Below are 17,487 nucleotides of genomic sequence, written 5' to 3' on the forward strand. Positions count from 1 at the left end.
GTTACCTCCCGTTAATAAACTACTATTGCTCACCAAACCAACAAATATTACGTGCGGCCATGATCAAGTCACCCGCTTGTTGTTCAGATAATTCAGTGATTTCGACTAATTCGTCAATGCCTTGCTCTGCCAGGTCTTCCAGCGTGATGACGCCTTTGCTGGCCATCACGAATGCCAGATGACGATCCAACCCTTCCAGGTTCAGCAGATCTTCCGCAGGCTCAGCCCCTTCAAGGCTTTCTTCGTCACGTAACGCTTTGGTCGTCAATGCATCTTTTGCACGCTTACGCAGCTCTTCCACTGTGTCTTCGTCCAGACCATCGATTTCCAGGAACTCTGCAACTGGTACGTAGGCCACTTCCTCAAGTGTTGAGAAGCCTTCGTTGATCAGTAACGTTGCGAAGTCATCATCGATATCCAGCGCTTCGGTGAACAGGTTGATCAGTTTGTCAGACTCTTCTGCGCTCTTGCGCTCCATGTCTTCTACTGTCATCACGTTCAATTCCCAACCCGTCAATTGGCTGGCAAGACGTACGTTCTGACCGTTACGACCAATCGCCTGCGCCAGGTTGTCGGCTTCTACCGCGATTTCCATCGTACGCGTGTCTTCATCCATTACGATCGATGCCACTTCTGCCGGCGCCATAGCGTTGATCACAAACTGAGCCGGGTTGTCATCGTACAGGACGATATCAACGCGCTCACCACCTAATTCGGTAGACACAGCCTGTACACGCGCACCGCGCATACCAACACACGCGCCCACAGGGTCGATGCGTTTGTCATTCGATTTTACCGCAATTTTAGCACGCGATCCCGGATCACGCGCTGCACCTTTGAGCTCGATCATCTCTTCGCCGATTTCTGGTACTTCAATACGGAAAAGTTCCATCAGCATTTCAGGCTTAGAGCGTGTTACAAACAGTTGTGCGCCACGTGCTTCTGGTTTAACCGCGTAAAGCAGACCACGTACACGGTCACCCGGACGGAAGCTTTCACGTGGCAGCATGTCTTCACGGTAAATAACGGCTTCTGCGTTATTGCCCAAGTCCAGTACCACAGTGTCACGTGATGCTTTTTTAACCACACCGGTAACCAGCTCGCCTTCCTGATCTTTGTAGGCGTCAACAATCAACGCACGCTCAGCTTCACGTACTTTCTGTACGATAACCTGTTTAGCCATCTGCGTTGTGATGCGGTCAAACTGAATTGATTCAATCTGCTCTTCAACATAGTCACCCAGCTGGATCTCAGGCTCTTCTACCTGAGCGGCTTCAAATGTGATCTCTGCATACGGGTTTTCCAGTGAGCCATCTTCTTGTGGGTTCACCACCATCCAACGGCGGAACGTGTCATACTCGCCCGTTTTACGGTCAATAGATACGCGTACTTCGATCTCACCTTCGTGTTTCTTTTTGGTGGCCGTCGCTAGTGCGAACTCTAATGCTTCAAAAATCTTTTCTCTTGGGACTGCTTTTTCATTGGAAACAGCTTCTGCAACCAATAATATTTCTTTTGCCATAAGTATTGCCTCGCTTGCCCTTTTTTCCTTCGCACCTAATTTTTAAAATTTTGCGATGATGTTCGCGCGCTCGATGTTGCTGAGCATAAGGTGATGCTCCTGGCCATCGACGGTTAGCGTGATCATATCGCCATTAACTGCAACTAAGTCGCCTTTAAAGTTGCGGCGACCTTCCTGAGGAAGCTTAGTACGCAAACGCACTTCTTCGCCCACTGCCTGCTCATAATGAGCTTGTTTGAATAATGGTCTGTCTACACCAGGTGAAGACACTTCCAGGTTATACTCGTTTGTAATGGGGTCCTCGACATCCAAAATGGCACTCACCTGACGACTCACATCGGCACAGTTATCTACATTAATGCCATTTTCATGGTCAATGTAGATGCGCAATGTCGAGTGGCGACCGGCTTGCATCACTTCCAGACCGAGCAACTCGAAGCCACAGGCTTCAACAGCCGGCTCTAACATAGTTGTTAATTCTTGCTCGAGTTTTGTCACAAATTACCTCCATACAAACAAAAAAAGGGCCTAAAAGCCCTAATGATTCAGCTGTTTGCTTCTGGGCTGGGCTGAGTTGCTTAGCTCCAGATACAACAACGCCCCGAACCAAGCGGGGCGTCACACCAAAAACAAACTGTGTGGCCAGTGGCCGAGCTTGGTTGCGGGCTGTATCAGCCTAAATTAAGCATATGCTTAAACGCAAAACGCGCATTACGATGAATGCGCGAACTGTAAGAAATGAATCCACTTCTTAAGCTTGGTTGCGGGAGCCGGATTTGAACCGACGACCTTCGGGTTATGAGCCCGACGAGCTACCAGGCTGCTCCATCCCGCGTCAACGTGCAGTCAATGCTGCATCAACTGGCGTGTATTATAGAGAGAGTTGTATTAATACGCAACCTTAGTTAGGGCCTTTAGCCGAAATGACTGTCTTATACGGTCAATATCTTACGCAAAATAACGTCTATTTGGCACGCACAGCCAGGTCAAAAAGATCGAAAATAATTTACTTAAAAAAACAAAAGCATCGAGAATAACGATTACAAACATCGGAATTAACTTATAAAAAACCACTCATTCACAATATTTTACCATTTAGCTTGTTCTTAAAAGTTAAACATCTATACTGGCGGCCCATCGAGTTAATACAAGTGATGGAGAATCAGTCATGAAGAAAGTACTAGTAGGCGCCTCAATGACAGCGCTGACATTATTGTCTTTTCATACTCTCGCGAATAGCTGTGACGGCTTTGGACCGCAAACCCCGCGTGATATCGACCAGCTGCATGGTGAAAATAAGCGGGTATTTTCGCTTGCTCCCCCGGCCAGTGAAATGAACCTGTGTAACATCCACTTCCATAAAAATGCAGAGCACAAGGCAAAAGACTTTTCGGTGTTTGCCGGTAACGGCAAGTACGGTGGCTACCAGTGTAACGCCACCAGCAGCCTGACCGAGGCCGAGTTGCGGGCACCCAAAGGCAAGGTCTGTAAAAACGTGAAGCCAGGTGACACGATAGAAGTGCACTGGGTGCACAGCTCATGTGACGTTGCGCCCGGCAAAGGCCTGGGTTCTTGTTTAAGTAATGAATGTGCCAATCCGGACTTACGCGTAGAGACCCAGGTTTTTCTGGTCGTGAATGACGAAGATGCGCTGGATTTTAATGACTTAAGCTATGATGGTAACATTGTAAATGACTATCATCAGGCGAAATATATCCCGCAAACAACTGGTAAGCCAGTCGAATTCCTGGGTTCAACCACCGGACCCAGCTATAACAACAAGCAGTGTTCGCCACTTCAGGTCACCTGGAGTGTCAGGCCTGCCTGCGCCAAAGTTGATATCAACAGTCTGGCCCGGTGGTGTGAAGACAATGTCTTTGAAGAAGATCACGCTCATGGCGTCAGACAACTCGTCACCGATCCCAAGCTACTCGCCCCTATCAAGTAAGTGCTGACAGACTACCAGCTTTGCCAATCGGTTCGGCTGGTAGCTTTCTTTTGCGGTTGCCAGACATACAATAAAGTTTGCGAAACAGATTAAAGTCTACCTATACTGAAAGGGCTGGTGCTTACTGTCATGCTGTTTCAGTGTGCTTCAGCGCAACTTTTACCCAAGTTACTGTAGAGCTTTTTGGTCAGCCAAGCAGCTTATGCCATTAAGTCTGCACAATTGCTTGAGCAAATGGATTCGCTCTAATCGTATGCGGAGCGATTATGAGTATTTCACCTTATCAGTATCAGTTATTAAACCAGTCTTTTACGACCCTGAAGCCAAACTTTCACTGCTTCTGCGTTAGTCTTTACAATAAATTAAAGCAACATCGGGTCACCATGGCGCTACCTGAGTCCGAGCAGCATATGCTGTCACTTGAGTATCGCTTGCATGATTTTATGCAGCAGTGCCTGACACATTTACCCAGACAACAAGAACTTACATGCTTCTTTCGCCATCAAAGTATTTTGATTGCGACCCTTGCGCCTTCTGCGAGTGATATCAATACTATGTGCAATTGCTTGCTTGAAGTCCTCAAGCTCCACCTGGGTACACAATTCACTCTCGCTGTGCGTAATGCCTGGAAACGCGCACTGCATGTGTTTGCCAATATCATAAAATCAGAGCTGTTTGGTATTTCAAATGTTGTTGAGCTGGCGCGTTATCGGGATCAGACAAAAGCTCGCTTACGTACTTGATATCAGCAGTACTGCGATAATGACAACCGTTCGGCAAGACAGTAAACTGAGATCAATTGGATTGATTTTGGATACTTGTATGAAGCATTTTTTATTTTGTGGTATCGGTTTAGTGGCACTTGCCGGGTGCGATTTTCTTGGCGACTCTAAAGCTCAGATCGAAAAACAATATCTGGCCAATAATCAGGAGCTGGAGCAGGTCATTGAAGACATCAGAGCCCAAGGCCTGACGGCGATGAGTCAGTCAGCAGAAGCTGGGACGTTGGCAAGCTGCGTTGTTAAACAACTGAATGGCGATCCAATGGGTGCAATGATTGAAGTGGAAGGGGCACTCCAGGACAGTGCGAATCTGGCAGATTTAATGGACACCATAACCGGACTGGCCGACAAGGAGCTTTCTATGGAAAGTTTGCCGGACTTATTACAAGCTGGTGCGGATACCATGTCTTACCTTAAAACCCTTCTGGCAAACTATGAACTCGCAGAGTTACAACAACAAGTACAAACACTACTTGAGCAGGGGCAAAGCAAAAGCGAAGATATAGGCACACATCTCAGAAATTTGGTAGAGCAGTGCCAATAGAAAACCCTAAACAGGCTAGCTTAAGCTGGCCTGTTTAGTAAGGGACGTTAAAACAACCTTTGCCAACGACGTTTTTTATTGCGTACTTTGTGAACCCAGTTGACATTGATGGTCGTCACCGCCAAAACATCACGCTTTGTTTTGGATATTAACTCATAACTGACACTTTCCGCCGAGCCAAAAGCCAACAGATAATCAAAGTGGCTTACATTTGCCCAGCATTGCAAAATCTTCTTCGAGTTGCTGTCTCGAATGCAATAGTCACCCACGTGTGGTGCAGAGATTGAAAACGTCACATCAGTGTAGCAAGTTCTTCCTTTATGTAGCGCAACACACTTGTTTGGTGCGGCTTGTAATATCCCTTTCCTATCATCCTGTGGAGTTGCATGTGCGGTTGAGGCCATACAAAGCATCCCGATAGTCATAGCTGAAGTGAGTTTAAAATACATATTTCACTCCAGTAAATAACACCCTGGCATAGTTAGACTCCAGCAACGGACTATCTTTAGCCTCACTGGATCCGACCAAAAATGACATACCCGCACTGAACTCCCAATCTTCTGCTATGGGGTAGTTTAACTGTGCCTGAACAAACGCAGAAGCACCACTGCCGGGCTTATAGGGCGTCAAATAATCATTGCGCTCTTGTTCTGTTACACCATAGAAATAGTTATTGAAGTTGCTTGAATAGTAGTTGGCACCAAAATTAAGCCAAAGATCCCAGTTACGCAGTTCAAAATTACGCGTCGCTTCCAGGTGAAACACCCAGCCATTGGTATCGCCGAAAACATCGTAGACCAACTCAGCCACGGCCAGGTACTCGCCCACCGACCGATAATATGCGATCCCCAGCGATTGATCCGGGTCTCTGTCCCTGATGCCCTCTAATTCTTTAATAACCGGATCATTGGTATCAAAATAACCCGTTTCAGTAAAAGCCAGCTGATAGCTGCCATAGATGATATCCAGGCCCCATTCTTCCTCCTGAATAAACTGATAGCCCACATCAGAACCACCGAAAAAATCGCCGGAGTAAGAGATGAGATAGAAGTTTTTGTACTGCAGCTTGATGTCGGCCAGTAAAGTCAGATGTGCCGGAGAATTATCAGCGCCGATCAACTTAGGTAGTGCCATATCCGCATAAAATGCGCCCACACTCAGTTGCCACTTCAATCCATTGTCCTCGAGCCAGTCCTCCTGATCAACAACGCTTTCATCAGCGAAAGCCTGTTGCGTCAGGAAAAGCAGCACAGCAGAAAGTAGCTTTATCATTTTCATCGTTATTGTGGCTTTTCATGTGCCCAAATCAAGTCCCAATCATACCTGAGCTCTATCGGGACAACAAGGTATAGACATCAAGATTTAATTTAACTTATATTTAATACTAATGTAACACTGGCGCATTTTAATGCCCGCTGCTCTTAATAGAGCGTAAATTCTAACTACGGAATAACACTACAATGAAAAAACGATTATTACTCTCTGCTCTGACGCTAGTCACATCCGGCGCACAGGCCTTTAGTCAGGAAACACATAAGCGCATTGTGATCGATGCGGTCAATTACATGGCACAAAACCCATCAACAACACAATATGCCAAGCTTCAGGCTTACGCTCAGACACATGGCATGAGCGTAACTCAGCTCGCCCAGGTTATGGGCCAGGCTGCCTACGACGTTGATGACTTTGAAGATACTTTCTTCTGTGGTGCCATCACTGGTGACTGTGTTCAGGCACCTTTGTGGGGGGCTGCCGAAAGCATTGTCAAATACACCAGTTACTGGCACTTCCAAAACCACACTCAGGGTGCTGATACCCATGGTAATGATTTTGGTGGATATAATTATGACAAGCTCACTGTCCGGGGCACCGTCGATAACATGGCGGCCACCTGGTTAAAAGGTGACTACCTGGATGACGGTAAAGGTGGTGAAACAGGTTGGTTCAGTGCCGACGACAGCGAATATGACAGCTATGGCATCACTGAAAAGAATTACCGTATAGACAGTCATTCAACCTATAACATGTATGATGACTTCGAAGAGATGCCATTCCAGCCCATCGACAACCTAGGCCAGTACTGGTACCAGAGCTACCTGCAAAACGGTAATCCACAGATCCTGGGGTTTGTCTTTCACACCACAGATCTGCTGCAACCTCATCATACCTGGACGACCTCTGATCTCAACCATGCTGGCTGGGAATCCTGGGTAAAAGACTATTATGATCAGGAAAATCTCAACAACCTGAACTTAGTGAAACAAGCCATGGCCAGCTTCACGGCCCCCGATGCGACAAACAAAGACATTCGTCCACTACTTACCCAGGGCGGGGCTTACTCCTATTCTCAGGGCGGTATCGTACTGAATTCAGAGGATCACTATGACCGCGTGACGACAGCTCGTCAGGTTATTCCACATGCGATAGCCATGGTTGTACACATGCTAAACCATGCGATGGTAGCGCGTTAAATGTATTACTTAGCATTACTCCTGGCAGGCTGTTTAAGCCTGCCATGTTGGGCATCTCTGACTCAACTAACAAAACCTGAACTGGCCTTGATGCAGTCACTGTATCAACAGCAGGACCGCGCATTGTCCAGTCATGAACTCAATGTACACTTACTTGAGAATCAGTTTCTGCTGGCAACAGCCCGTCAACTTAACCCTGAACTACTGGTTCGCCAGTCCAGTGTCGGATTCGACAACGGCTACCATATTCGCCGCCTGATGGTGACTTTGCTCACTCACCAATTTCCGGCACTTAAATCCGTTCCTAAAGTGCAGATAAAGGCACCAATTGACGCGGCAACGTTATCTGGCCTGCTGGGTTCTTATCCAGCTAATGGCGATTATCTGCCAGAGCAGCTCACACACTGGGAGCAGATCAATTTACTGGATACACCCAAAGTAACCCTGGCACAGTTACTGACCAGCCAGTCGATGCAAAATCGTTTTCGCCTTCATCAGGGCGATATCGGGTTACTCACGCACCAGTTAATAGAATGGCGCTACTATGCCGATCTGACAGCGGCGGCAGCACCACTACTGGCCCAACGGGGCCTGACACTGGCACGTTTGAACGCACTTGCTACAGGAGAGTTGTTACGCCCGCCCATGCTGGCTTATTTGGGGATCAAGGCGCAGCTTCATGGCGAACGCAGCCCCTATCTGGAAGCACTCAGAGCGAACATTTCAGGCAATGAAATCCTGCATTATTACAAACGCCACCGCGACGATTTCAGGTATCAGTCTCAGCTGTCAGCCCTGGCCGTGACCTTCGATACCATGGAGGATGCAAAACACTTCCATAAACAGCTTCGAAAAACAGGCCCATTACCTGCCCTAAAAGCGGCCAAGCGTCGTAATGAATTTGCCACTGATGATAAAGCAACGTTGAGCACCATTACTCGCGAGCATACTCACCGCTGGCTTGCCCAGCTGGCGTTTAGCAGTCAGCCAGGTAAAGCAACTTCGCCGGTACGCACGCCTCAGGGACGCTGGGCTGTTGTTTATGCAGAGCAACCCCAATATGCCTACTACCCGCAGGACAGCGAAACCGTGCGATATCGGGCACTGGAATCGCTTACAACGCAGCACGCTGTGGCGGCTTATCAAAAGCGCTTTAAACTCTGGCAACAACAGCACGGAATAAAGCTTTGATGGGCCGCATACAGGCAATCTTGCTTGCCCTGATGCTGGGAGGACTGGGCTATGCATTGTGGACCTTGTACTCACTTTCCCCATTGCAAGTGAGCCCTGAACAGGTGCAGCACGACCCACAACAAACAAAGCCCGTCGAGCCTGCTGGGACTGCAAGCCTGGCATTGTCCGTCGACAGTGCCACGCGACCGAAAGCCGTTGCCGACACGCCTAATTTACAACCTGTCGTGCAGTCACAAGAGGTCGGCGATGACGCGCCCTATGTTCCGCCCATTGCACCCGCTACATCTGCGCCTGCTTACCAGGGCGACTTGTCAGATCATCAAGCCTACCTGGCACATCAATCTGCCCGCTCTGCTCAGATGAAACAGAACTATATTGCTGCCGTAGACAAGAAGGTTGCCCGGCTGGAAGCGCTGCTTGAGAAGGGAATTAAACACCAGTTGCCACCACAACAACTGCAGGAAGCTAGGAACAAGATACAGGGGCTCAGATCCATGCAGGCACAATTGCGCCGCGAGCTGGCGCAATAACCGCTGCAATGAAGTTCATTTAAACAACAAAATAGTCGCATAAAATTGCGCGGTAGATCTCCTCAATGGCGTGGAGATCTACCACCGACACATGTTCATTGACCTGATGAATAGAGTCGTTCTTTACGCCACACTCAATCACCTGTGTCTCATTTGAGGCGAAAAAGCGACCATCCGATGTACCACCGGCCGTGCTCAGTGCCGGAAACTGTCCTCGCACACGCAAAATGGCCTGCTCAACCAGGTTGAGAAAACATCCTGTCTCGCGCCCTCCCGTGTAGTAGGACTCACAGGGACGTTCCCACTGCACACTGACATTGTCGTGCCACGGTGCCAGGGCCTGTGCCACTATCTGGTAGATTTCCTGACTTTTGTAGGCATGGCTGTAGCGTACATTGAAAGTAATTTCGCAGCTCGCGGGCACCAGGTTATCAACAATATCCGGAATAGTCAGACCGGTCACCTGCAAACTGGTCTGCGATCCCAGTACGTCTTTCCACCAGCTAATATTTGCCAGTTCATTCACCAGCTCACCTGCAATATGCGCCGCATTGATGGTTTGTTCCGGATAGGCAACATGTCCCGCCTTACCCCGGATCTGGATGCGCCCGGAAATCGCGCCACGTCGACCATTCTTAATGGTGTCACCTACCTGTTGATGTGAAGTCGGTTCACCCACCAGGCAGGCATCAAGCACAATCGCCTGTTGCGCCAAATACTCAGCCATGATTTTTGAGCCATACTCTGCTTCTCCCTCTTCATCTGAGGTAATGAGCCAGAATAAGGAGCCCCGGCAATGCTGCGCCTGCTCACACAAGTGCTCAGTTGCACTTAACATAGCGGCAACCCCCCCTTTCATATCAGCAGCCCCCCGCCCATATATCACCCCATCTATCACAGCCCCGGCAAAGGGATGCGCCACCCAGCCCTGAGGATTCGCTGGCACCACGTCAACATGGCCCGCAAAGGCCATTACTGGCCCCGGACCAAACTCGCGCCAGGCAACCAGATTACGCACACCGTTACAATCTAGATGCGTGTATTCAAAGCCCTGTACCGCCAGGCGTTCAGCCAGGTAGTCAATCGTGCCGGCATCATCCGGCGTGACAGAGGGGGCATTGATCAAGCGTCGCAGCGTTTTCACTGTGTTACTGTTGGTATTGTATTTGACTGAAGGTTTTATTGCATGGGAAGGCATAACATACAGTTCCTGTGTTCTGAGACTAAGCAACGACATGCACCGCTGCGTAGAGGCGCAACCTGAGCGCTCCATGCCGTGAAATCGCTCATTTACCTTTGATTACACCGCCTGAGCATGACCTGTTGATGTCGGCTGCACTGCAATTTTATGACAAAGCATGTTGCGCAAGACTCAATAAAGCCAAGCGACCCGTAATATTTTGGTCAATGTCGATAACAAGTTGTCAATTGCCCTGCGTATGCTAGAACTAAGTATGTGAAGGTTAGTATTGTTGACCTGATCGTGGGTTTCATCAATCTTTACTCCGTTTTAATTGCTGCAAGATAAGGAACTAGTAATGCAGGATGTCAGTTTTTTGGTCGTCGACGACTGTCAGCTGGTTAGAAATCTGGTACGCACTACCTTAGTTAACCGGCTCGGTGCCGAAAACGTCTATACCGCAGAAGATGGCAAAGAGGCGCTGGAATTACTGGATGCCCGACATATCGACATCATCATCGCCGACTGGCAAATGCCAAACCTCGATGGTGAAGAACTACTTAAACGGGTCAGAAAATCTAAAAAACACAGTAAAACCCCTTTTATTATGATGAGCTCACTGGGCGACAGAGAACATGTCGTGTGTGCCATTCAAAATGGGGTGTCTCAATATATGATGAAGCCCTTTACCGCTGACAAGCTAGAAGAAACGGTTCATAAGTCCTGGAACACGATTAGTCGTCGCGGCGCGGTTCGGTTATCCGGACTACCCGAGCACAGTGTCCGGATCCGCACCGGTAGTCGAACCTTATCAGGTCATGTGAAAAACATTAGTCAGTCCGGGATGTTACTACAATCCCCCTACAGCCGCGAAATGCACCTGTTTAATACCTATGAGCTGGAACTGGATGTGTTCGACCTGAACGGCGGTAATTTATTGATCACCCCATTGTACGCTGTACCTGTACGCATTGTGGCTGTCGAGGGCTTTGTTGACACTAAAATTTGCCAGCTGGCACTGCGCTTTAATCGTGACATGCTCAATGACACCACCAAACGTCATCTTGATGAACTGTTAAAGCAGCTAGGTGGATGCGAAACTGAGTTGATCCAGGATAATTAGCGGCAGTTTCCGGGTAGAACCAGGGCAAAAACTTAATCTAAATCAAATTTTCAATTTTTTCTGAAATTTCGCAATTTAAATATTGATCTAGAACAGCTTTTGAAAAAACGCATCGACCTAAGATAGCTGCAACAAAAAGATTTGCCTTGCACAGGTTCAGGAGATGAAAATGAAAAAACTTACTGCAGCTATCCTATCTACGCTTATGTTAACAGCGCCACTGGCTCAGGCTCAGTTCAGTGTGAATGTCGGTGCAATTAACGTTAACCCAAGTGACACAGGTTCAGCGTTGAATGAAATCAAAACAGCAGGTCTGGTGGCTGACTCAGACACACAACTGGGCCTTACTTTTGACTACCAGTACAACGACAACATTGTATTTGAATTAATTGCTGCGACCCCGTTTTCTCATACGGTTGAAGGGGAAGGCTATATTCCGGGCAACCCAAGCACACAACTGGGCGGCGTAGAAATTGCTTCTGTGAAGCACTTACCACCTACATTGATGGCGCAGTACCACTTTTTCAGCGCCAATAACAAGTTCCGTCCTTTCATTGGTGCAGGTCTGAACTACACGGTGTTCTTCGATGAAGAAGCCAGTGCGGCACTTAAAGGTGTGCTGGGCACTGACGACGTTAAAGTGGATCTGGACAGCTCATTCGGCGTTGCCCTTCAGGTTGGTTTCAATTACGACCTGAACGACAAGTGGGGTCTGCACGCTATGGTTTCCAAGATGGATATCAATACCGATGCAACAGTGTATGCAAACGGTAAGCAAGCGCTTACATCAGATGTTGAACTAGACCCAATTGTTGCTATGTTCGGTGTAAAGTACAAGTTCTAACAGTTTAAAGTGCCCACAGTGTGGGCACACTACAGCGTTACTTTCTCAATCCCCAGGGGCCATCACACTGGCCCTTTATGCTACCTGAGTATTGCGTGCTTTCTTCTGCTCAAGCATGGCTTTCCAGTGAACAATTTCTTCTGGCAGAATCGGGGCCTCACCTTTAAATCCGGCAACTTCAAGCATCTCTTCTACACTTACCACACCCTGACGGCTTCTGAATACACCCCGGACATAGGCGATTGCATGCAAACCCCGCGCAGAATGAAATCTCTGCTCGATGTAAAAGTACTTGTGATCCCAGCCAACCAACCGGGTTGATACTGTAAATTCTTGTAGTGGCTTAATATCGCGGATATACGTAATGGCTGTTGCATTCACAATCGGAAACCAGCGACGTTTCATAACAGCCGCAAATAACCCTACACGCTCGGTCATCCAGGTGCGCGCCAGATCCATCATGGCCAGGTAACGTGAGTTAGTCAGGTGCAAATTAATATCACAATCACTCGGCAACGCTCTGAAATTAATATCAATCACGTCAAGTAAAGGTTGCTTAGCTTTATTTTGGCGGATCCGCCAGAACAACCATAGTAAACGAAAATACAAATTCATGTTATTGGTCCAACCAGTTGGCATAAAACCCGAGTTTAGCATAGTCGGGTCCCACAACAAGCAGGAATTAAACCAACCTAAACACGCGTAACTTGCGAAAAATGCGTTTGTGCATTAACTTTTATACAAGAATTAAAAGAGTGTAACCTAATGAAATATATAACCAAGCTAGTATATTTATTGACCTTTTTCAGTGCCAGCTACGCTTGGGCAGATTTTGATTTGCCCGGCAAGGGTCAGCTGGTTTATCCCACCGGGATAGAAAAAGAATTCAGCTTTGGCTTCGGCTGGCAAAGTGATGCACAAAAATTTCGCATCGGCGACCGCAGTTATGACATGGCTCAGATCCCCGAATCATACTCTATTGCCATTACGCTGAGTAAAGATGATTCTAAAGTCTGGATCCAGGAGTTTAACCCCGGTTTTATTGAAGGGTTTAGCTGGCAGATTGGTGACCACAAACTGACGCTATTCAAAAAGCAATTTATGAGTCCCGTTAAAGGGGACTATGTCCTGCGTCTGGATAATATTGATTACTTCCTGGTCCGCAATAATCTTAGCGTCACCATTAAGTTTACCGAGCAAGGCGTTGATAGCATTAAGCTGGACGGTGTAACCAAAAATATGGGCACCAAGCAATAACAGCAGAAGTGATAAAGGGGGCCAAACGTCCCCCCCTATTCATACTTTAACGGTTTTACGATTAATCCCATATTCTCTGAGTTTATTCGCCACTGCCGTATGACTTAACCCTAAGCGCTTCGCAAGCTGGCGCGAGCTGGGATATGCCGGATAAAGCTTTCTCAATAGGGTCGCCTCAAAACGTTTCACCGCCTGCTCCAGTGTCCCTTCAAAATCCGACTCCAGATAACCCAGGTCATGGGTAAACGTGGGCAGCTGCAAGTGCTCAATACGCAGTTCGTTGTCGTCTAACATAGAGACGGCACGATAAATGGCATTTTCCAGTTGTCTGACGTTACCTGGCCAGGGATACTGCTCCAGAAATTGCAGACATTCCTCATCCAGAGCCGGTGTCGCATGGCCGCTTTGCTGCGCGTACTTCTGAATGAAATGCTCTGCCAGAGATTTGATGTCTGCTTTGCGGTCTCGTAACGGGGCTATCTCCAGTGTCAGTACATTGATGCGATAGTACAAATCTTCACGGAAACTACCTTCCTGAACCATAGCCGGTAAGTCTTTTTGGGTGGCAGCTATGATGCGTACATTGACCTTAACTTCATTCTCATCACCGACTTTACGGAAGGTACCATCTTGCAAAAAGCGCAGTAACTTAGTTTGCAGTTGCGTTGACATTTCACCGACTTCATCGAGGAACACCGTACCACCGTCGGCCTGCTCAAGAACACCGCGTTTGGGAGCACTATTTTCTTCATAACCGGCGTAACCAAATAGCTCCGATTCCGCCACATCATCAGGCAACGAGGCACACGATAAAGCAATAAAAGGTTTCAGCGAACGATTAGAAGCATAATGGCAGGCCCGGGCAAGTAACTCTTTACCTGTGCCGGTTTCACCTGTTATTAATATGGGCGCTTCGAGTTGTGCCATTTTACGGGCCTCGCGCACCACACGGCGCATGGCGGTACTCTGACTGTGAATTGCCGCAAAGCTCTCCTGTCCGTAACGACGAAACGCACTGACCTGCTGGCCAAGTCGACTTTGTGATTTTATGTTGATCACAGCACCGGCCAGTACATCTCCCTCGGGACCTTGTGGTACGGAAATAGGTAAGATGTCAGCAATAAAATCTTCACCACCCACTTCAACCCGGGTTGTCTGACCCAGTACATCTTTACCTTCCAGCCAGCGAGTAAAATTAAACCCTTTCAATAGGTTATTAATATTTGCGCCGATGACCTCCGGCTCTGGCTGATTCAGATCACGACAGGCAGCATCATTACAGTGGCGCACCCAGCCTTTAGCATCAATAGAAATAACGCCATCGGGGAGTGCACTTAACAACGTGTTAAGCTCATTGTGTTCACGCTCAGAAGGCAGAAAAGCCGTCGTTCTGACATCCTCTACCCCATCAATTAACCTGATCTCAGGCATGATTTTCTGAAACTGTTCAAACTCAATGGGGGGGAAACTCACATACATTCTGCAATTGACTGAATCAACTTCTATTCCTTTTAGGTCAACCCGGTATTTAACCAGGATATTCAAAATTTCCTGCGCAATACCGATCCGATCGGCACAGTGAATTTCTAAACGCATTTGTTCCTCAAAACGGTTTTCTACCTTTTGCCGGGATCATACTCTAAGAATAGACCCCAGACTAGCAAAACGTAAACATTTTTGGACAGAGATTTTGACCAAAGCAACTATAATAAAAATAACTTCTAACTCCTATTAAAGTAATAGGTAGCTATGCGAGCTTTAAAGGGTACATTATTAACAGTTAACGATTGCAGTAAGGTTAACAATCACTTTATAATACTAAAGACCTAGTTATTGAGCCGTACAGGTTAAGGGGCCACCTTGAATATTTACAAATTACTTCCATTTGTTCCTGTGATGTATGTTTTGAGCGCTTGTTCTGTGGAAGACCCCTACGAAACTGGCCCGACACAAGCACAGCAACAAGAACAGCAAAAGCAACAAGAACAGGAACAGCAAGACCAAAAACGCGGTTTAAACCTGCAACTTCAGGGGTCAGACAATGCCGTCCTGGCTGATGTCAGCGTACAATTGTCGGGCAACCAGTATCGCACGGATCAGCAGGGCCAGCTTACTGTGGCGGACCTAAACACGGGCATGGTGACCCTCACCCTGACCAAACCCGGCTATGAACGCGCAGTGGTCACCATCAATAGTCGTGACTATCAGGAGAATCCGCTGGCCATCCAGCTAAAGCGGATCAGTGCCAGCAGCAGTGAGCTGATGTTTGGCGGGGACACCATGTTTGGTCGTCGCTATATGGACCCTTCCTTAACAACTATGAGTAATCTGTTGCCAGATGTCGAAGAAGCCCTGATCAGGCCTGGAAACGCAGCCAGCAGTGCCATAGCTCTGACACAATTCGTCAAACCTATTATGGCCAGCGCAGACTTTGCATCGGTAAACCTCGAATCTCCGGTCCTGGCGACACCGACCACAGTGCATCCGAGCAAAGAATTCGCTTTTTTCTCATTGCCAGACACCTTACAGGGCTTGACGGAGATTGGCATCGACTATGTCGCGCTTGGCAACAATCACGTGTTTGACTATCAGCAGCAGGGACTGGAAGACACACTACAATTTGTCGAGCAGGCGGGCTTCAGTCACAGTGGTGCCGGAAACAACACAGCTGAAGCTTATGCTCCCCGTTTGGTTGAAGTGGGCAATACCACATTAGGACTGGTTTCGGCGACTTCCATTACCGGAGAAGACCATCTTGTCACGTATATCGCTACCACTGACAAGGGAGGCGCTGCCGACCTGACCGACAGCACGGCGCTCAGATCCGCCGTAGAGCAGGCCAGAGACACCAGTGATTATGCTGTTGTGCAACTACATGGCGGTGATGAATACTCCTACGCCCCAACTCGCTATATTGACAATCGATTCGAATTTGTCAGTCGCCGAGAGCCGGATCTGATGATCGCCCACCACCCCCACGTAGCTCAGGGCTTTGCACTTTATAATGGCGTTCCCGCCTTGCTCGGATTAGGCAACTTTGTCTTTGAGCAAAATCGTCATGAAACCTTGCTGGGTGTTGCTGTCTCTGTACGTATCGACCCGACAAAAGCACCTAAAACACAATCAGCCAGAGCCTACCCGGTATACCTGGAAGACTATCAGCCCAAACTGGTTGGTGGGTTTTTAAGTGACTACCTGATCCGCCGGCTGGCCGAATTCTCTGGCTCTGAGGTTGTGATTGTTCCGGGACCAGGCTATGGCGATGTTTATTTTCAGCAGGCACCGGTCGCACAGGAGATTGAATCTGTCACCCTGACTTTACCTGCGGGTGAGCACATTATTGATCTGCGTGAATATGCCCCCAGCCATGCCTTTGTGAGTAAAATCAGCAGCGCAGGTAGCCCTCAGATGACCCTTGGCCGGGACTTGATGTGGTTTGGTGATTTTGAAGACTGGGATAATGATGACGAAACAAATGAAGTGACCCGGTGGGAGCATGAAAGTGACGACATCACCCCCTGCCTGACAGGCGCGATGCGTGGATTGCAGGGCATGTGCCTGTCACGCACCCAATTTAATAATCGCCCACTTCGCATGCCCTTTAAACAAACATTGCGGACTATGCCTGTCACACCTGCCGAATCCACACTCAAGGCCTATCATGACATGAGCCTGTATGGTTACGCTAAGGGTGACAACGCAGGAAACTTGAGTGCAGAGCTGACCATAGTAACCGCCGAAGACAACCTGGAGTTTTCCGCTACAGAAGTCAGCCTGATTGAGTCAGGAAGCTACGACTGGCAAACTTTCCGTCATGATATTACCCTGCCAGATGATAGCCAGACTCTGGGGCCAGAACAACTGCCAGCGCGCGCGGTAAAATTGGCATTCAAGCAGGCACCGCCAGAGAAAGGTGAAGCGACACTCATGCTGGACCAACTTGCATTGATCTCGTGGCAAAAACCTCTTAGTCTCAACAATGGGTTATGGCAGGCAGAGCGCATGCATGGTATGGACTTTCTCGCCTTGCAGACGGGTAACTCAGTCACACTGACATTGCATTTTTCTGCTTACAACTAATGTAACCATACT

At 48.2% G+C, this 17,487-nt stretch carries 17 protein-coding genes and 1 tRNA gene; 10 read left to right on the forward strand and 8 right to left on the reverse strand.

The annotated features are described in order from the left end of the window. Window positions 1-22 precede the first annotated feature (22 nt). The 3 genes from nusA to MHN33_RS15770 form a co-directional block, all read right to left on the reverse strand. Window positions 23-1,522 (reverse strand): transcription termination factor NusA, encoded by a 1,500-nt coding sequence (nusA, locus tag MHN33_RS15760; protein ID WP_239399168.1) that lies wholly within the window; start codon window positions 1,520-1,522, stop codon window positions 23-25. Between the two features lie 42 nt (window positions 1,523-1,564). Further along, the gene (gene rimP, locus MHN33_RS15765) at window positions 1,565-2,020 is read right to left on the reverse strand and encodes a ribosome maturation factor RimP (protein WP_125719889.1); all 456 of its coding nucleotides are present in this window, start codon (window positions 2,018-2,020) and stop codon (window positions 1,565-1,567) included. Window positions 2,021-2,280: 260 nt separating this feature from the next. Beyond that, a tRNA-Met gene (locus tag MHN33_RS15770) sits at window positions 2,281-2,357 on the reverse strand. 333 nt (window positions 2,358-2,690) lie between these two features. Between MHN33_RS15770 and MHN33_RS15775 the strand changes: the two genes are divergently transcribed. The 3 genes from MHN33_RS15775 (at window position 2,691) to MHN33_RS15785 (ending at window position 4,796) form a co-directional block, all read left to right on the forward strand. Beyond that, a complete protein-coding gene (locus MHN33_RS15775; protein ID WP_239399169.1) occupies window positions 2,691-3,470 on the forward strand; it encodes a delta-class carbonic anhydrase in 780 nt (259 codons plus the stop codon). A 266-nt stretch (window positions 3,471-3,736) separates the two neighbouring features. Further along, the gene (locus tag MHN33_RS15780; protein ID WP_239399171.1) at window positions 3,737-4,213 is read left to right on the forward strand and encodes a globin; all 477 of its coding nucleotides are present in this window, start codon (window positions 3,737-3,739) and stop codon (window positions 4,211-4,213) included. A gap of 79 nt (window positions 4,214-4,292) precedes the next feature. After that, window positions 4,293-4,796: a hypothetical protein gene (locus tag MHN33_RS15785; RefSeq protein ID WP_239399172.1), complete on the forward strand. Its 504-nt coding sequence runs from the start codon at window positions 4,293-4,295 to the stop codon at window positions 4,794-4,796. Between the two features lie 47 nt (window positions 4,797-4,843). Here the strand turns inward: MHN33_RS15785 and MHN33_RS15790 are convergent, their stop codons facing one another. Together MHN33_RS15790 and MHN33_RS15795 are read right to left on the reverse strand one after the other, a co-directional pair. After that, complete coding sequence (locus MHN33_RS15790; RefSeq protein WP_239399174.1) at window positions 4,844-5,245, reverse strand: DUF3019 domain-containing protein; 402 nt, start codon at window positions 5,243-5,245, stop codon at window positions 4,844-4,846. Beyond that, window positions 5,235-6,068 carry a MipA/OmpV family protein gene (locus tag MHN33_RS15795; RefSeq protein WP_239399175.1) on the reverse strand — a complete coding sequence of 278 codons (834 nt, stop codon included), beginning with the start codon at window positions 6,066-6,068 and terminating at the stop codon, window positions 5,235-5,237. The genes MHN33_RS15790 and MHN33_RS15795 overlap by 11 nt, the downstream gene beginning before the upstream one ends. 188 nt (window positions 6,069-6,256) lie before the next feature. Here MHN33_RS15795 and MHN33_RS15800 point away from each other — a divergent pair, with 188 nt between their 5' ends. From MHN33_RS15800 to MHN33_RS15810, 3 genes are read left to right on the forward strand one after another with little or no spacing between them, the layout of a single operon-like run. Continuing rightward, complete coding sequence (locus tag MHN33_RS15800; protein WP_239399177.1) at window positions 6,257-7,267, forward strand: phospholipase; 1,011 nt, start codon at window positions 6,257-6,259, stop codon at window positions 7,265-7,267. After that, window positions 7,268-8,458, forward strand: coding sequence for a peptidylprolyl isomerase (locus MHN33_RS15805; protein ID WP_239399179.1), 1,191 nt, complete (start codon window positions 7,268-7,270; stop codon window positions 8,456-8,458). Continuing rightward, window positions 8,455-8,991 carry a hypothetical protein gene (locus MHN33_RS15810; RefSeq protein WP_239399181.1) on the forward strand — a complete coding sequence of 179 codons (537 nt, stop codon included), beginning with the start codon at window positions 8,455-8,457 and terminating at the stop codon, window positions 8,989-8,991. Before MHN33_RS15805 ends, MHN33_RS15810 begins: the two co-directional genes overlap by 4 nt. Before the next feature lie 19 nt (window positions 8,992-9,010). Here MHN33_RS15810 and dapE read toward each other — a convergent pair whose 3' ends face one another. Continuing rightward, entirely contained in the window at window positions 9,011-10,189 is a 1,179-nt protein-coding gene (dapE, locus tag MHN33_RS15815) for a succinyl-diaminopimelate desuccinylase (protein WP_239399387.1), read from the reverse strand. Between the two features lie 340 nt (window positions 10,190-10,529). On the opposite strand from dapE, the gene MHN33_RS15820 reads away from it, so the two are divergent. Further along, window positions 10,530-11,294: a response regulator gene (locus MHN33_RS15820; RefSeq protein ID WP_239399183.1), complete on the forward strand. Its 765-nt coding sequence runs from the start codon at window positions 10,530-10,532 to the stop codon at window positions 11,292-11,294. Window positions 11,295-11,463: 169 nt separating this feature from the next. After that, on the forward strand, window positions 11,464-12,138 hold the full coding sequence (locus MHN33_RS15825; protein ID WP_239399185.1) for an OmpW family outer membrane protein: 675 nt from the start codon (window positions 11,464-11,466) through the stop codon (window positions 12,136-12,138). 75 nt (window positions 12,139-12,213) lie between these two features. Here the strand turns inward: MHN33_RS15825 and MHN33_RS15830 are convergent, their stop codons facing one another. Further along, window positions 12,214-12,753, reverse strand: coding sequence for a thioesterase family protein (locus MHN33_RS15830; protein WP_239399187.1), 540 nt, complete (start codon window positions 12,751-12,753; stop codon window positions 12,214-12,216). A 150-nt stretch (window positions 12,754-12,903) separates the two neighbouring features. Between MHN33_RS15830 and MHN33_RS15835 the strand changes: the two genes are divergently transcribed. Further along, window positions 12,904-13,395, forward strand: a complete 492-nt coding sequence (locus tag MHN33_RS15835; protein ID WP_239399188.1) for a hypothetical protein — start codon at window positions 12,904-12,906, stop codon at window positions 13,393-13,395. Window positions 13,396-13,434: 39 nt separating this feature from the next. Here the strand turns inward: MHN33_RS15835 and tyrR are convergent, their stop codons facing one another. After that, the gene (gene tyrR, locus MHN33_RS15840; RefSeq protein WP_239399189.1) at window positions 13,435-14,991 is read right to left on the reverse strand and encodes a transcriptional regulator TyrR; all 1,557 of its coding nucleotides are present in this window, start codon (window positions 14,989-14,991) and stop codon (window positions 13,435-13,437) included. 264 nt (window positions 14,992-15,255) lie between these two features. Between tyrR and MHN33_RS15845 the strand changes: the two genes are divergently transcribed. Then, window positions 15,256-17,475, forward strand: a complete 2,220-nt coding sequence (locus MHN33_RS15845) for a CapA family protein (protein ID WP_239399191.1) — start codon at window positions 15,256-15,258, stop codon at window positions 17,473-17,475. The last annotated feature ends 12 nt before the right edge of the window (window positions 17,476-17,487 follow it).

It is taken from the genome of Pseudoalteromonas sp. OOF1S-7 (assembly GCF_022347765.1).
Classification (GTDB): domain Bacteria; phylum Pseudomonadota; class Gammaproteobacteria; order Enterobacterales; family Alteromonadaceae; genus Pseudoalteromonas.

What these genes read in the sequence shown, in the direction of transcription:
- nusA (WP_239399168.1), bottom strand. Translation starts at nt 1,522, where the DNA reads ATGGCAAAAGAAATATTATTGGTTGCAGAAGCTGTTTCCAATGAAAAA.
- MHN33_RS15775 (WP_239399169.1), top strand. Translation starts at nt 2,691, where the DNA reads ATGAAGAAAGTACTAGTAGGCGCCTCAATGACAGCGCTGACATTATTG.
- MHN33_RS15780 (WP_239399171.1), top strand. Translation starts at nt 3,737, where the DNA reads ATGAGTATTTCACCTTATCAGTATCAGTTATTAAACCAGTCTTTTACG.
- MHN33_RS15785 (WP_239399172.1), top strand. Translation starts at nt 4,293, where the DNA reads ATGAAGCATTTTTTATTTTGTGGTATCGGTTTAGTGGCACTTGCCGGG.
- MHN33_RS15790 (WP_239399174.1), bottom strand. Translation starts at nt 5,245, where the DNA reads ATGTATTTTAAACTCACTTCAGCTATGACTATCGGGATGCTTTGTATG.
- MHN33_RS15795 (WP_239399175.1), bottom strand. Translation starts at nt 6,068, where the DNA reads ATGATAAAGCTACTTTCTGCTGTGCTGCTTTTCCTGACGCAACAGGCT.
- MHN33_RS15800 (WP_239399177.1), top strand. Translation starts at nt 6,257, where the DNA reads ATGAAAAAACGATTATTACTCTCTGCTCTGACGCTAGTCACATCCGGC.
- MHN33_RS15805 (WP_239399179.1), top strand. Translation starts at nt 7,268, where the DNA reads ATGTATTACTTAGCATTACTCCTGGCAGGCTGTTTAAGCCTGCCATGT.
- dapE (WP_239399387.1), bottom strand. Translation starts at nt 10,189, where the DNA reads ATGCCTTCCCATGCAATAAAACCTTCAGTCAAATACAATACCAACAGT.
- MHN33_RS15820 (WP_239399183.1), top strand. Translation starts at nt 10,530, where the DNA reads ATGCAGGATGTCAGTTTTTTGGTCGTCGACGACTGTCAGCTGGTTAGA.
- MHN33_RS15825 (WP_239399185.1), top strand. Translation starts at nt 11,464, where the DNA reads ATGAAAAAACTTACTGCAGCTATCCTATCTACGCTTATGTTAACAGCG.
- MHN33_RS15830 (WP_239399187.1), bottom strand. Translation starts at nt 12,753, where the DNA reads ATGAATTTGTATTTTCGTTTACTATGGTTGTTCTGGCGGATCCGCCAA.
- MHN33_RS15835 (WP_239399188.1), top strand. Translation starts at nt 12,904, where the DNA reads ATGAAATATATAACCAAGCTAGTATATTTATTGACCTTTTTCAGTGCC.
- tyrR (WP_239399189.1), bottom strand. Translation starts at nt 14,991, where the DNA reads ATGCGTTTAGAAATTCACTGTGCCGATCGGATCGGTATTGCGCAGGAA.